This is a genomic window from Pauljensenia sp. UMB0895, from assembly GCF_030218905.1.
Classification (GTDB): domain Bacteria; phylum Actinomycetota; class Actinomycetes; order Actinomycetales; family Actinomycetaceae; genus Pauljensenia; species Pauljensenia turicensis_A.
Map to the genome: position 1 here is coordinate 137,494 of NZ_JASOQR010000002.1, position 13,248 is coordinate 150,741.

General features: G+C 59.4%; 24 protein-coding genes. All 24 read right to left on the minus strand.

From position 1 onward, the window contains the following. Positions 1-79: 79 nt before the first annotated feature. Positions 80-988, minus strand: a complete 909-nt coding sequence (locus tag QP503_RS01990) for a type I methionyl aminopeptidase (RefSeq protein WP_285101127.1) — start codon at positions 986-988, stop codon at positions 80-82. A gap of 5 nt (positions 989-993) precedes the next feature. After that, positions 994-1,572, minus strand: a complete 579-nt coding sequence (locus QP503_RS01995) for an adenylate kinase (RefSeq protein WP_285101129.1) — start codon at positions 1,570-1,572, stop codon at positions 994-996. Further along, entirely contained in the window at positions 1,569-2,861 is a 1,293-nt protein-coding gene (gene secY / locus QP503_RS02000; RefSeq protein ID WP_006681479.1) for a preprotein translocase subunit SecY, read from the minus strand. Before secY ends, QP503_RS01995 begins: the two co-directional genes overlap by 4 nt. A 185-nt stretch (positions 2,862-3,046) precedes the next feature. After that, positions 3,047-3,523: a 50S ribosomal protein L15 gene (rplO, locus tag QP503_RS02005; protein ID WP_006681480.1), complete on the minus strand. Its 477-nt coding sequence runs from the start codon at positions 3,521-3,523 to the stop codon at positions 3,047-3,049. A gap of 2 nt (positions 3,524-3,525) precedes the next feature. Next, positions 3,526-3,711: a 50S ribosomal protein L30 gene (gene rpmD, locus QP503_RS02010; protein WP_179369897.1), complete on the minus strand. Its 186-nt coding sequence runs from the start codon at positions 3,709-3,711 to the stop codon at positions 3,526-3,528. Then, entirely contained in the window at positions 3,708-4,400 is a 693-nt protein-coding gene (gene rpsE, locus QP503_RS02015) for a 30S ribosomal protein S5 (protein WP_006681482.1), read from the minus strand. The genes rpmD and rpsE overlap by 4 nt, the downstream gene beginning before the upstream one ends. 28 nt (positions 4,401-4,428) lie before the next feature. Continuing rightward, a complete protein-coding gene (gene rplR, locus QP503_RS02020) occupies positions 4,429-4,800 on the minus strand; it encodes a 50S ribosomal protein L18 (RefSeq protein WP_006681483.1) in 372 nt (123 codons plus the stop codon). Beyond that, positions 4,800-5,336 (minus strand): 50S ribosomal protein L6, encoded by a 537-nt coding sequence (gene rplF / locus QP503_RS02025; protein ID WP_006681484.1) that lies wholly within the window; start codon positions 5,334-5,336, stop codon positions 4,800-4,802. Before rplF ends, rplR begins: the two co-directional genes overlap by 1 nt. Before the next feature lie 15 nt (positions 5,337-5,351). Next, positions 5,352-5,750 (minus strand): 30S ribosomal protein S8, encoded by a 399-nt coding sequence (rpsH, locus tag QP503_RS02030; protein ID WP_006681485.1) that lies wholly within the window; start codon positions 5,748-5,750, stop codon positions 5,352-5,354. A 59-nt stretch (positions 5,751-5,809) separates the two neighbouring features. Beyond that, positions 5,810-5,995: a type Z 30S ribosomal protein S14 gene (locus QP503_RS02035; protein WP_006681486.1), complete on the minus strand. Its 186-nt coding sequence runs from the start codon at positions 5,993-5,995 to the stop codon at positions 5,810-5,812. 3 nt (positions 5,996-5,998) lie between these two features. After that, positions 5,999-6,544, minus strand: coding sequence for a 50S ribosomal protein L5 (gene rplE / locus QP503_RS02040; protein WP_101627638.1), 546 nt, complete (start codon positions 6,542-6,544; stop codon positions 5,999-6,001). Between the two features lie 2 nt (positions 6,545-6,546). After that, complete coding sequence (rplX, locus tag QP503_RS02045; RefSeq protein WP_006681488.1) at positions 6,547-6,981, minus strand: 50S ribosomal protein L24; 435 nt, start codon at positions 6,979-6,981, stop codon at positions 6,547-6,549. Then, complete coding sequence (gene rplN, locus QP503_RS02050; RefSeq protein ID WP_006681489.1) at positions 6,981-7,349, minus strand: 50S ribosomal protein L14; 369 nt, start codon at positions 7,347-7,349, stop codon at positions 6,981-6,983. Before rplN ends, rplX begins: the two co-directional genes overlap by 1 nt. 553 nt (positions 7,350-7,902) lie before the next feature. Continuing rightward, positions 7,903-8,169, minus strand: a complete 267-nt coding sequence (gene rpsQ / locus QP503_RS02055) for a 30S ribosomal protein S17 (protein ID WP_006681490.1) — start codon at positions 8,167-8,169, stop codon at positions 7,903-7,905. 5 nt (positions 8,170-8,174) lie between these two features. After that, on the minus strand, positions 8,175-8,408 hold the full coding sequence (gene rpmC, locus QP503_RS02060) for a 50S ribosomal protein L29 (RefSeq protein ID WP_006681491.1): 234 nt from the start codon (positions 8,406-8,408) through the stop codon (positions 8,175-8,177). Beyond that, positions 8,408-8,827, minus strand: a complete 420-nt coding sequence (rplP, locus tag QP503_RS02065) for a 50S ribosomal protein L16 (protein WP_006681492.1) — start codon at positions 8,825-8,827, stop codon at positions 8,408-8,410. The genes rpmC and rplP overlap by 1 nt, the downstream gene beginning before the upstream one ends. Before the next feature lie 5 nt (positions 8,828-8,832). Continuing rightward, positions 8,833-9,633, minus strand: coding sequence for a 30S ribosomal protein S3 (gene rpsC / locus QP503_RS02070; protein WP_006681493.1), 801 nt, complete (start codon positions 9,631-9,633; stop codon positions 8,833-8,835). 1 nt (position 9,634) lies between these two features. Continuing rightward, positions 9,635-10,006, minus strand: coding sequence for a 50S ribosomal protein L22 (gene rplV, locus QP503_RS02075; protein ID WP_006681494.1), 372 nt, complete (start codon positions 10,004-10,006; stop codon positions 9,635-9,637). 30 nt (positions 10,007-10,036) lie between these two features. Beyond that, on the minus strand, positions 10,037-10,318 hold the full coding sequence (gene rpsS, locus QP503_RS02080; protein WP_006681495.1) for a 30S ribosomal protein S19: 282 nt from the start codon (positions 10,316-10,318) through the stop codon (positions 10,037-10,039). Positions 10,319-10,334: 16 nt separating this feature from the next. After that, the gene (gene rplB / locus QP503_RS02085; RefSeq protein WP_006681496.1) at positions 10,335-11,171 is read right to left on the minus strand and encodes a 50S ribosomal protein L2; all 837 of its coding nucleotides are present in this window, start codon (positions 11,169-11,171) and stop codon (positions 10,335-10,337) included. Positions 11,172-11,195: 24 nt separating this feature from the next. After that, a complete protein-coding gene (gene rplW, locus QP503_RS02090) occupies positions 11,196-11,501 on the minus strand; it encodes a 50S ribosomal protein L23 (RefSeq protein ID WP_006681497.1) in 306 nt (101 codons plus the stop codon). Further along, complete coding sequence (gene rplD, locus QP503_RS02095) at positions 11,498-12,142, minus strand: 50S ribosomal protein L4 (protein ID WP_006681498.1); 645 nt, start codon at positions 12,140-12,142, stop codon at positions 11,498-11,500. Before rplD ends, rplW begins: the two co-directional genes overlap by 4 nt. A 1-nt stretch (position 12,143) precedes the next feature. Further along, positions 12,144-12,812 carry a 50S ribosomal protein L3 gene (rplC, locus tag QP503_RS02100; RefSeq protein WP_006681499.1) on the minus strand — a complete coding sequence of 223 codons (669 nt, stop codon included), beginning with the start codon at positions 12,810-12,812 and terminating at the stop codon, positions 12,144-12,146. 11 nt (positions 12,813-12,823) lie between these two features. Then, positions 12,824-13,132 (minus strand): 30S ribosomal protein S10, encoded by a 309-nt coding sequence (gene rpsJ / locus QP503_RS02105; RefSeq protein WP_006681500.1) that lies wholly within the window; start codon positions 13,130-13,132, stop codon positions 12,824-12,826. Positions 13,133-13,248 lie beyond the last annotated feature (116 nt).

Genomic DNA, 13,248 nt, shown 5'->3' on the forward strand with positions numbered 1-13,248 from the left:
CGGCGCTGACCTCGCCTCGAGGAGCAGAGTCATCGCCGACCTCGCCACGAGGAGCAGAGCCAGCGTTGCGACATTTGTGTCAGAGCTCGATCGGTTCGACCCCGAAAGGCGCGAGCCCAGCCTTTCCATAGTCGGGGGCGGTGAGCACGCTGATGCCATCGTCGAGGATCGCGACCGTGTGCTCCCAATGGGCGGCGTCCGAACCATCGACGGTACGGACAGTCCATTCGTCAGATTCGGTGAGGGTCTCGATCGAACCCGAAGTCAGCATCGGCTCAACCGCAAGGACCATACCGGGCTTCACGCGCGGAAAGATTCCACGAGCGTCGTAGTTCAGGACCTCGGGATCCTGGTGCATCGCGGTGCCGATACCATGGCCTGTGTATTCCTCGATGATGCCGGCTTCCCAACCGAACTCGTCGTCATACTTGGCAACGACTTCTTCGACGGCGCGACCGACGCTGGAAATGCGACGCCCCTTTTCGAGGGAAGCGAGAGCTGCCCACAGAGACTCGCGCGTCACAACGTCCAGTTCACGGCGACGCTTCATCATGGCCTCGTCAACTCCCTGAGGGTGAGCACCCGAGCCACGCTTTCCTGCCATGAAGGACTCGTCGTCCACCCACTCGTCACCAACGATGATGGAGAACGCCGCGTCACCGTGCCACTGCTTGCCACCGTGAGACACCCACGCACCGCAGTCGAAGGAGACGATGTCCCCATCCTTCAGCTTCTGCTTGCCGGGAATACCGTGGACGACCACATCATTTACGGAGATGCAGACCGTGGCTGGGTAGCCGTAGTAATTGAGGAAGTTCGAGGTCGCTCCCCCGCGCCTAATCGCGTCGGCGGACACTTCATCCAGTTCAGCCGTAGTCACACCAGCGCGCACCGCTTGGCGCAAGCTCGCGTGAATGTCAGCAACAATCAAGCCAGCTTCACGCATCCAGCGGATCTGGTCTCGAGTCTTCAACTCAATACGCTGCATAACGGTCAGTTCTTCGCGACAGAATTGAGGACAGCGAAAATACGCTCGGTCACTTCGTCGATCGAACCCGAACCATCAACAACCTGAAGCAAATCATGGTCGGCGTAGTACGCCGCAACCGGTTCTGTCTGCTGGTGATAGACCTCAAGGCGGTGACGCATGACAGGCTCAGTATCATCGGTGCGATGCTGTTCCTCGGCACGCTTCATCATGCGGGTCACAACTTCGTCCTCATCAACCTGGATTTCAAGAACCAGGTCAAGCTTGATGCCGACCTCTTCGCACATGTCGGCAAGCACATGAGCCTGCTCCACGTTGCGCGGGTAGCCGTCAAGAAGAAAACCGTTCGCAGTGTCCGGAGCAGACAGACGCGCCTTCACCATCGCATTGGTCACCGAGTCAGGAACGAACTCACCACGGTCGATGAATGCCTTGGCCTGCAGGCCAATCTCAGTGCCTTCAGACATATTCGCACGGAAAATCTCTCCGGTAGAAATAGCCGGAATACTCAGCTTTTCCGCGATTCGAGTAGCTTGCGTCCCCTTGCCTGCGCCGGGCGGACCCAAAAGAACCATGGCGGTCATTGTAAGAATCCTTCGTAGTGATGCTGCTGAAGCTGAGTATTAATCTCCTTCACGGTCTGCAGACCGACGCCCACAATAATCAGAAGCGTCGTGCCCCCGAACGGCATCTGCGACTGCGAAATCTTCAGGGGGATAATAAGGAGTGACGGCAACAGGGCAACGATCACAAGGTAGAGTGCGCCGGCACTCGTAATGCGGTTGATGACGTAGGACAGGAACTCAGCGGTCGGACGACCTGCGCGAATACCCGGAATGAAGCCACCGTAGCGCTTCATGTTGTCAGCAACCTCTTCGGGGTTGAATGTAATCACCGTGTAGAAGAAGGCGAAGAAGAGAATCAGGAGTGCATAAATCGTGAGGTAGACCCACGATCCCTGATGTAAGTTCGCCGAAATCCACTGAACCCAACCGTCGGTCTGGGTACCAAACTGAGCAATCATCAACGGCAACGCAAGAATCGACGAGGCGAAAATAACCGGGATAACGCCAGACATATTGATTTTCAGCGGGATGTACGTCGTCGTGCCACCGTACTGGCGACGACCGATCATGCGCTTCGCGTACTGAACTGGAATGCGACGCTGAGCCTGCTCAATGAACACCACGGCGAGCGTAACGGCGAAGAGGAGCAGAAGGATCGCGATCACGGCACCCCACTTGCCAGACTGACCGATGGCCAGCATCTGGGAGGGAAGACGGGCAATGATCGAAGTAAAGATAAGGAGCGACATGCCGTTGCCGATGCCACGCTCGGTGATCAATTCGCCGAGCCACATGACCACGCCGGTACCCGCCATCATGATGATGATCATGATAAGGAACATCCACCAAGAGTCATCTGCCAAAACGTTCGCGGAACAACCGGAGAACATACGTCCGGTGCGAGCCAATGTCAGTGTTGTCGTGGCCTGTAGAACGCCCAGGAAGATCGTCAGGTAACGCGTGTACTGCGTCAGCTTGGCTTGACCGGTTTGTCCTTCCTTATGGAGGTCATCGAAACGCGGAATGACAACACGCAAAAGCTGAATGATGATCGACGCTGTGATGTACGGCATGATGCCGAGTGCGAAGATCGATAGCTGGAGCAACGCGCCACCGGAGAACAGGTTCACGAGGTCAAGAAGATTCGCTTCTTCCTGCTGAGCCAGACATTGTTGGATCGCGGTCGAGTCAACGCCGGGGGTCGGAATGTATGAACCCAGGCGGAACATCGCCATGATAAACAGCGTAAACAGCAGCTTACGACGAAGGTCAGGGGTGCGGAACGCCTGTGCAAATGCACTAAGCAAGGCTTCCTCCTACGGGTAATGGGAATGCTGGAGCATGTGCCCTAGCGACCGTGTCAGACTACCGGAAAAATGGCTCCGTGTAGACATCGGCCTTGGGTTCAAAGGTTCTGCGAGGAACCGTCTATCAGTTTAAAACACTAAAAGGGGGTGATCCGGATTGATGCCGGACCACCCCCAATCAGCTGTCAGCGTGCGGAAATGGTTCCGCCAGCTGCGGTGATCTTCTCCTGAGCAGAAGCTGACCAGGAGTCAACTTCGATCTCAAGCTTGACGGTGAGCTCACCGGTGCCGAGCACCTTAACCGGAGCGCCGTCACGAACCGCGTGCTTTGCGACAAGATCCTCGACCGTCACCTTGCCACCCTTGGGGAACAGTTCCTCAAGCTTGGCAACGTTGACGACCTGGTACTCAACGCGGAAGGGGTTCTTGAAGCCACGGAGCTTGGGCAGACGCATGTGAATCGGCATCTGGCCACCTTCAAAGCCTGCAGCCACCTGGTAGCGAGCCTTCGTACCCTTGGTACCGCGACCAGCCGTCTTGCCCTTGGAGCCTTCACCACGACCAACGCGGGTCTTGGCGGTCTTGGCGCCGGGGGCTGGACGGAGGTGGTGCAGCTTAACGATCTGCACCTTTTCGCCTGTTGTGGACTTGGAGTCCGCCATGGTCAGTCGACCTCCTCAACGGTCACCAGGTGACGAACCGTGTGAACTGCACCGAGAACGGTCTCGGTGTTCTCACGGACGACGCTCTGGCCGATCTTACGCAACCCGAGGGTGCGCAGAGTGTCCTTCATGTTCTGCTTGGCGCCGATCGACGACTTGGTCTGCGTGATCTTGATGTTCGCCATCACTCATTCACCCCCGCGGAAGCCTTTTCTGCCTCAGCCTTTTCAGCCTTGGCCCGCTTCTCAGCTTCACCCTCTGCGCGTGCGCGGAGCATCGAAGCCGGAGCAACGCGCTCCAGCGGAAGACCGCGACGTGCTGCAACAGCTTCAGGCTGTTCCAGTTGCTTGAGGGCATCAACAGTCGCGTGAACAATGTTGATTGCGTTGTCAGAGCCGAGCGACTTGGTGAGCACGTCGTGCACGCCAGCTGCCTCGAGCACTGCACGAACCGGACCGCCGGCGATAACGCCGGTGCCCGGTGCTGCCGGGCGCAGAAGCACGGTGCCGGCGGCATCGTGACCCTGAACCAGGTGCGTGATAGTGCGACGGATCATCGGAACGCGAATGAAATTCTTCTTCGCTTCCTCAACGCCCTTGGAAATGGCCTGGGGAACTTCCTTGGCCTTTCCGTAGCCAACACCGACGGTGCCTTCGCCATCGCCCACGACAACCAGAGCGGTGAAGGAGAAACGACGTCCACCCTTCACAACCTTGGAAACGCGGTTGATGGTCACAACACGTTCGATGTATTCATTCTTTTCGTTGCCACGACGTGTATCGCGGTCGCCACGACCATTACGGCGGTCGCGACGCTCGCCGTCGCCCGAACGCTCAGAGCCTTCCTGACCGTTCCTGCCTCGCTGCGGTGCAGCCATCAGATGATCTCTCTTTCCTTCGATCCGGTCACAGCTCGAGGCCACCCTGACGGGCAGCTTCGGCGACGGCCGCAACGCGGCCGAAATACTTGTTGCCACCACGGTCGAAAACGACGGCGGTGATGCCGGCCGCCTTCGCACGCTCTGCAACGAGAGCGCCAACCTTGGTTGCCTTTTCGGTCTTCGTGCCAGTCATGGTTTCGACGCCGGACTCGAAGTCGGAAGCAGAAACCAGGGTGTGACCGACGGTGTCGTCGATAACCTGAGCAACGATGTGACGATTCGAGCGGGTGACGACCAGGCGCGGACGCGCCGGGGTACCGTTGATCTTCTTGCGAAGGCGAATGTGACGACGCTTGCGAGCGACGAACTTGCCCTTGCCCTTGACCGTGTACGCCATCACTTACCAGCCTTTCCGACCTTGCGACGGATCGTTTCGCCCACGTAGTGGATGCCCTTGCCCTTGTAGGGTTCAGGCTTCTTCAGCTTGCGGATGCGAGCTGCGGTTTCGCCAACGAGTTGCTTGTCGATGCCGTGGACCGTGAACTTGGTCTGCGACTCAACGGTGAACTCGATGCCTTCCGGAGCTTCGACCGGAACGGTGTGCGAGAAGCCGAGAGAGAACTCGAGGTTCTTGCCCTTGGCGACCACGCGGTAACCGGTACCGGTGATTTCGAGTTCCTTCTTGTAGCCCTCGGTCACGCCAACGATCATGTTCGCAATAAGGGTGCGAGTCAGACCGTGGAGCGAACAGGAAAGGCGCTCATCGTCCGGACGGGAAACCAGAATCTGACCGTCTTCAATAGCCACCGTGATGGGGGCTGCGACGGTGTGTGAAAGTTCGCCCTTCTTGCCCTTCACCTTAACGTCTGCACCGTTAACGGTGACGTCGACGCCTGCGGGGATAGCAATGGGTTGCTTACCGATTCGCGACATTGTTCAGCCTCCTGTTCACCAGATGTAGGCGAGGACTTCCCCACCTACACCCTTGTCGGCTGCCTGACGGTCGGTGAGCAGACCGGAGGACGTGGACAGAATTGCCACGCCCAGGCCGCCGCGAACCTTAGGCAGGTTGGTGGACTTGGCGTACACGCGCAGACCCGGCTTGGAAACGCGCTGCAGACCCTGGAGAGCCGCTTCGCGGTGCGAACCGTACTTCAACGTGATGGTGAGGGTCTTGCCCACGCGGGCATCCTCAACCGAGGTCGAAGCAATGTAGCCCTCTTCGACCAGGATGTTTGCGATCGCGTTCTTCATCTTGGAGTACGGCATGGAAACCGTATCGTGATGCGCACGATTCGCGTTACGCAGACGCGTCAGCATGTCTGCAATGGGATCAGTCATTGTCATTGGGGAAATTCCCCTTCCTCGTCGTGGTTTCTCCTTTTGAGACCTACGACGTCAGTGTTTTACCAGCTGCTCTTGGTGACTCCGGGGAGTTCGCCAGCAAGGGCGAGCTCTCGGAGGCAAACGCGGCACAGGCCGAACTTGCGGTATACCGAGTGGGGGCGACCACAACGGTTGCAACGCGTGTATGCACGAACGCCGAACTTCGGCTTACGTGCGGCCTTGACCTTCAGGGATGTCTTCGCCATGGGTCAGTCCTCCTTGAACGGGAATCCGAGATGACGCAGGAGCGCACGGCCCTCATCATCGGTGGAGGCCGAGGTAACGACGGTGATATCCATACCGCGAACTCGGTCAATCGAATCCTGGTCGATCTCGTGGAACATGGACTGTTCCGTCAGACCGAAGGTGTAGTTACCGTGACCGTCGAACTGCTTGGCCGACAGACCGCGGAAGTCGCGGATACGCGGAAGAGCAGTTGAGAGAAGACGATCGAGGAATTCCCACATACGATCGCCACGGAGCGTGACGTGAGCACCGATGGCCTGGCCTTCGCGTAGCTTGAACTGTGCGATGGACTTCTTTGCCTTGGTGGTCACGGGCTTCTGGCCAGTGATAGCGGTGAGGTCGCGGATTGCGCCCTCGAGTGCCTTCGAATCGCGAGCTGCCTCACCAACACCCATGTTCACGACGATCTTGGTCAGACCGGCAACCTGCATGATGTTCTCATGCTTGAACTCGGTGCGGAGGGCGTCACGAATTTCGGAGACGTACTTTTCCTTGAGACGCGGGGTCATGTTCAGATCTCCTTGCCCTGCTCGATGCCGCGCTTGGCGCCACCGCGGGTCACGCGAACGCGGACGGTCCGGGTGCGGCCATCGCGCTCGACGACATCCTCGCGGAAGCCGACGCGCACGCGCTGCTTGGTTTCGGGATCGACCAGTGCGACCTTTGCGATCGAGATCGGGGCTTCGATGGTCTCGATGCCACCGGTCTGCCCCTGGGTCTGGCCCTGGCGAACGTGACGGGTCTTCAGGTTGATGCCTTCGACGAGAACCTTGCCCTCAGCCGGGAAAACCTTGATGACGCGTCCCTGCTTGCCCTTGTCGCCAGCCTTGAGGGGTTCGAGGCCCTCGGCTGCACGGCGGGCGTTGCGCTCTGCGAGCTTCTTCTCGTCGGATGAACGACCGCGAACGACCTCAACCAGGTCACCCTTACGGATCTTGGCTGCCATCAGATCACCTCCGGTGCGAGCGAGACGATACGCATGAAGCGCTTGTCGCGCAGCTCACGGCCGACTGGGCCGAAGATACGCGTGCCACGCGGTTCGCCGTTGGAATTGATAATGACGGCTGCGTTCTCATCGAAACGAATGTACGAACCGTCGGGACGGCGGGTTTCTTTGCGAGTGCGGACTACGACTGCCTTGACGACTTCGCCCTTCTTGACGTTGCCGCCGGGGATTGCGTCCTTGACGGTGGCGACGATGGTGTCGCCAATACCCGCGTAGCGTCGAGCCGAGCCACCGAGCACGCGGATGGTCAGGATTTCCTTTGCACCCGTGTTGTCGGCGACCTTAAGTCGCGACTCCTGCTGGATCATTTTCTATTGACTCCTGTTGTCGAGCTGGTTCTGTTGGGAGCATTACTTCCCTCGAGCCTTGCCGAACGTGCATGAACTATTGCGCATCGATGCCGACAATAGTGAGAACGCACCACAGGATTAAATATGGTGTTGCTCGCTCTCACTACCGACGCGAGGCACAGTGCACCTTGCGTCACGCAACCCTCCAAGAGTACCCCACTTCCCCACTGACTTGAAACCGCCAGTTTCGTGAGGTGTGCCCCATCCACCGCGCTTGTTCGCCAACATCCCCTCCCTCCACCCCGCGCTTGTTCACCGTTTCGAGTTCACGAGGCCACGCAGCTTCATTAACCAACACACGCGAATAGGCGCGAAGAACGATGTTCGATTTCTTGAACAAGCGCGGCCAAAAAAGGGGTGGCCAACAGTGAACAAGCAGGTTCAAGCGTGGACAAGCGCAGTCACCTTGAGGCGCTATTTCGTGAACAAGCGCGGGGAAAGCGCGCAAAACAGCAGGGAGCCCGGCTCCCCAAACCGGGGAACCGGGCTCATTACAAACCTCAGTGACGAATCACTTGGCCTTTTCGATGATCTCCACTACTCGCCAGTGCTTGGTAGCGGAAAGCGGACGAGTCTCCATGATGCGAACGCGGTCGCCAATGCCACATTCGTTGTTCTCATCATGAACCTTGACCTTCTTGTTACGACGCATGACCTTGCCGTAGAGGGCGTGCTTCACACGATCCTCAATCTGGACAACGACGGTCTTATCCATCTTGTCAGAGACAACCAGGCCAATACGAACCTTGCGGTCGTTACGCGCGGTGCTATCTGCCATCAGAATCACTCCTCAGTGCTCGGGGCGGTGCGGTAGCCAAGCTCCCGCTCACGCGCGATCGTGTAGATACGGGCGATGTCACGGCGCACGGTCTTCATGCGACCATGATCCTCGAGGTTGCCAACAGCCTGTGCGAAGCGCAGGTTAAAGAGCTCGGCCTTAGCCTTCTCGAGTTCCTTGGACAGCTGGGCGTCGTCCATGGCATCGAGGTCGGAAGGGGTAAGTGCCTTTTCCGCCATCAGATGTCACCACCCTCTCGGACCACGAAACGGGTCTTCATCGGAAGCTTGTGCTGAGCGCGACGCATAGCTTCGCGTGCAAGCGCCTCGTCGACGCCACCCAGCTCGAACAGAATACGACCCGGCTTGACGGGGGCAACCCACCATTCAACCGCGCCCTTACCGGAACCCATTCGGGTTTCAGCCGGCTTCTTGGTCAGCGGACGGTCCGGGAAGATGTTGATCCACACCTTGCCGCCACGCTTGATGTGACGCGTCATAGCGATACGAGCTGCCTCGATTTGACGGTTGGTCACGTATGCGCCGGTGAGTGCCTGGATACCGTAATCGCCGAACGCCAGTTCGGTGCCACCGGTTGCATTACCGGTACGGTGCGGGCGGTGCTGACGGCGCCACTTTGTACGACGGGGAATGAGCATTGGGCTCAGGCCTCCGATCCGTTTTCAGTAGCTGCGGGCGCCTCGGTTGCGGGCGCCTGCTGCTGAGCGGTCTCCTGGTTCTGGCGTCCGCCGCGGCGCTGGCCACGACGGTCACTGCGACGTCCGCCACGGTTGGCCTGCTCGGCCTGCTGGCGTGCGAACTCGCGCTCGGTGATGTCGCCCTTGTAGATCCACACCTTGACACCGATACGACCGAAGGTCGTGCGTGCCTCGTGGAATCCGTAGTCAATGTTCGCGCGGAGGGTATGAAGCGGAACGCGACCCTCACGGTAGAACTCGGAACGGCTCATTTCGGCGCCACCAAGGCGACCGGAAACCTGAACACGAATACCCTTGGCGCCTGCGCGCTGCGCGGACTGAATGCCCTTGCGCATTGCACGACGGAAGGAAACGCGAGCAGCGAGCTGTTCTGCAATGCCCTGTGCGACAAGCTGAGCATCCATGTCGGGGTTCTTAACCTCGAGGATGTTGAGCTGAACCTGCTTGCCGGTGAGCTTTTCGAGGTTCTGGCGGAGGCGATCAGCCTCTGCGCCACGACGACCAATGACAATGCCCGGGCGAGCGGTGTGGAGGTCAACGCGAACGCGATCACGCGTACGCTCAATATCGACCTTCGAGATGCCTGCGCGCTCGAGGTTCTCGGTCAAGTTCTTGCGGATTGCAACGTCCTCTGCAACGTAGTCAGAGTAACGCTGTCCCTTGGTGGTCGAGTCGGAGAACCAGCGGGAGCGGTGATCCGTGGTGATTCCCAGGCGGAACCCTGTGGGGTTAACCTTCTGGCCCATTTCAGCGGGCTCCCTTCTTCTTGTCTTCCTTGGTACCGACGACGAGGGTGATGTGGCTCGTGCGCTTCAGGATGCGACCTGCGCGTCCCTGTGCACGCGGGCGGAACCGCTTCATAGTCGGACCTTCATCGACGAATGCTTCGATGACCAGCAGGTCTGCCTCGTTGAAGGTTTCGCCAGCCTGTTCGGCCTTGACCTTCGCGTTGGCAACGGCGCTCATGAGCACCTTGCGGACATCGGTGGCGACTGCCTGCGGTGCAAACCGCAGGATGTCAGCGGCCTCCAGAGCAGCCTTGCCACGAACCTCGTTCACGACACGGCGGGCCTTCTGGGGCGTGACGCGGACAAAACGCGCCTGCGCCTTAGCTTCCATTTATCTGCCTCTTCTTCCGTGGAGGCCGGCTCAGCGCCGGCGTCCCTTTCGATCGTCCTTGTCGTGGCTGCGGAAAGTACGCGTGGGAGCGAACTCGCCAAGCTTGTGACCCACCATCGACTCGGTGATGAAGACGGGAACATGCTTGCGGCCATCGTGCACCGCAAAGGTCAGACCCAGGAAATCCGGGGTGATGACCGAGCGACGCGACCAAGTCTTGATGACATTCTTTGAGCCGGATTCGATTGCGGCGTCGACCTTCTTGAGCAGGTGGTCGTCGACGAACGGGCCCTTCTTCAAACTGCGTGGCATAGTTATCGACTCCTACTCAGCGGTTCTTACCGGTCTTGCGACGGCGAACGATCAGACGATCGCTGTCCTTGTTCGGACGGCGGGTACGACCCTCAGGCTTACCCCACGGGCTAACCGGATGACGGCCACCAGAGGTACGACCTTCACCACCGCCGTGCGGGTGATCAACCGGGTTCATAACAACACCACGGACGTGCGGGCGCTTGCCCTTCCAGCGCATACGGCCGGCCTTGCCCCAGTTGATGTTGGATTGTTCAGCGTTGCCGACCTCGCCGACCGTTGCACGGCAGGTGATTTCGACGTTGCGGATTTCGCCGGACGGCATACGCAACTGGGCGAAGCGGCCTTCCTTGGCGACGAGCTGAACGGACGAACCGGCGGAGCGGGCGATCTTTGCGCCGCCACCGGGCTTGAGTTCGACAGCGTGGATAACGGTACCGAGCGGGATGTTACGCAACGGCAGATTGTTACCGGGCTTGATATCGGCGCCGGCGCCTGCTTCGATGCGGTCACCCTGGTTCAGCTTGGCCGGTGCCAGGATGTAGCGCTTTTCGCCATCTGCGTAGTGCAGAAGGGCGATGCGAGCGGTACGGTTCGGGTCGTACTCGATGTGAGCGACGACTGCCGGGACACCGTCCTTGTCATGACGACGGAAGTCGATGACGCGGTACTGACGCTTGTGGCCACCGCCACGGTGACGCGAGGTCACGCGGCCGTTCGAGTTACGTCCACCGGTCTTGTGCAGCGGACGAACCAACGACTTCTCGGGCTCGGAGCGGGTGATCTCAACGAAATCAGAGACCGACGCGCCACGACGACCCGGGGTCGTGGGCTTGTATTTGCGGATTCCCATTTTTGTCCTCTACCTCTCCGGTTTTCAGGCCTGATCGCCGAAGATGTCGATGGCGCCTTCACGCAAGGTCACGATTGCTCGCTTGACGTCCTTGCGCTTGCCCTGACCCGTGCGGGTCCGGTAGGTCTTGCCCTTACGGTTCTGAGTGGCCACCTGACCGACCTTGACACCGAAGATTTCTTCGATGGCAATCTTGATTTCGGTCTTGTTGGCGCGCGGGTCAACCTCGAAGGTGTACTTGCCTTCATCCATGAGGATGGAGGATTTCTCGGTGACGACGGGCTTCAGAATGATGTCGCGCGGGTTCTTGCCCGCTTCGAGGGTGCTCACTTGGTCTCCTCCTTGGTGCCGAGGAAGGACTCCATGGCTGCCAGGGTGAACACGATATCGTCGGCGTCAAGGACGTCGTAGGTGTTCAGCTGGTCTGCCCAAAGGACGTGAACCTCGGGAGCGTTACGCAGGCTGAGAGCGGTGAGCTCATCGTTACGCTCGATGACGACGAGAGCCTGACGGTCCTCGACGATCGCGCGAAGCGCTGCGAGAGCGGACTTCGTCGACGGCTTCTCACCTTCGATGAGAGCGGTGACGATGTGGATGCGACCTGCGCGTGCACGGTCAGACAGAGCGGAGCGGAGTGCGCCCTGCTTCATCTTCTTGGGGGTGCGCTGATCGTAGTCACGTGGCTGCGGGCCGTGGACGATGCCACCACCGGTGAAGTGCGGTGCACGGATCGAGCCCTGACGAGCGTTACCGGTACCCTTCTGGCGGAACGGCTTCTTGCCACCACCAGAAACCATGCCACGCGTCTTGGTTGCGTGCGTACCCTGTCGGGCAGCAGCAAGCTGTGCGACGACGACCTGGTGCATCAGCGGAATGTTCGTGGGAACGTCGAAGATCTCTGCGGGGAGGTCAACCGAAGCTGCCTTCTTGCCCTTGAGATCGAAGACGTCGATGGTCTGAACGTCAGCCATTTCACGCACCCTTCACGGACGAGCGAACCAGGACCACGGAGTTCTTCGGACCCGGGATGGCGCCACTGATGAGCAGTAGGCCCTTCTCGGTGTCGACTGCCTGGACCTTGAGGTTCTGGACGGTACGACGAACGCCACCCATGCGGCCGGCCATGCGCAGGCCCTTGAAGATGCGTCCGGGGGTTGCGCAAGCACCGATCGAACCGGGCTTGCGGTGGTTACGGTGTGCACCGTGCGAAGCGGAAACGCCGGCAAAGCCGTGACGCTTCATAACGCCTGCAAAGCCCTTGCCCTTGGTGTTGCCGGAAACGTCAACAGCCTGTCCAGCCTCGAAGGTGGAAGCGTCGAGTTCCTGACCCACCTCGTAAGAGTCATGGGCGGAGGTGCGGACCTCGGTCAGGTGACGACGGGGTTCGACGCCAGCCTTTGCGAAGTGGCCTGCGAGAGGCTTGGTGACCTTGCGTGCTTCGATTTCGCCGAAACCGATCTGAACGGCGGAGTAGCCGTCGACCTCTTCGGTGCGAACCTGGGTCACAATGTTAGTGCCGACCTGCACGACAGTGAGGGGCACGAGGCGGCCGTCAGCGTCCCAAACCTGGGTCATGCCGAGCTTGCGGCCGAGCAACGCCTTAATCGGCGCAGCTGCGTGCTGCTTGTTGTCAGTAGTCATTGCAGATGTCCTCAGAGCTTGATCTCGATGTTGACGTCTGCGGGCAGGTCGATACGCATGAGCGAATCGACAGCCTTCGGCGTCGGGTCGATGATGTCGATGAGCCGCTTGTGTGTGCGCATCTCAAAGTGCTCGCGGCTGTCCTTGTATTTGTGGGGCGACCGAATGACGACAAACACGTTCTTTTCGGTCGGCAGTGGAACCGGGCCCACAACAGTGGCACCTGCTCGTTGCACGGTGTCCACGATCTTGCGCGCGGAGCTGTCGATGACCTCGTGGTCATACGACTTCAGCCGGATGCGGATCTTCTGTCCCGCCATGCCGTCTTACCTCTTCTCGTACAGATTCGTCACCGGTCCCCGCACTCGGGCGTGTCGCTTAAAAAAGTGACACACATATTGCGCGGTTCCTTCTTATGTGAAGGTGGACCGTTGTC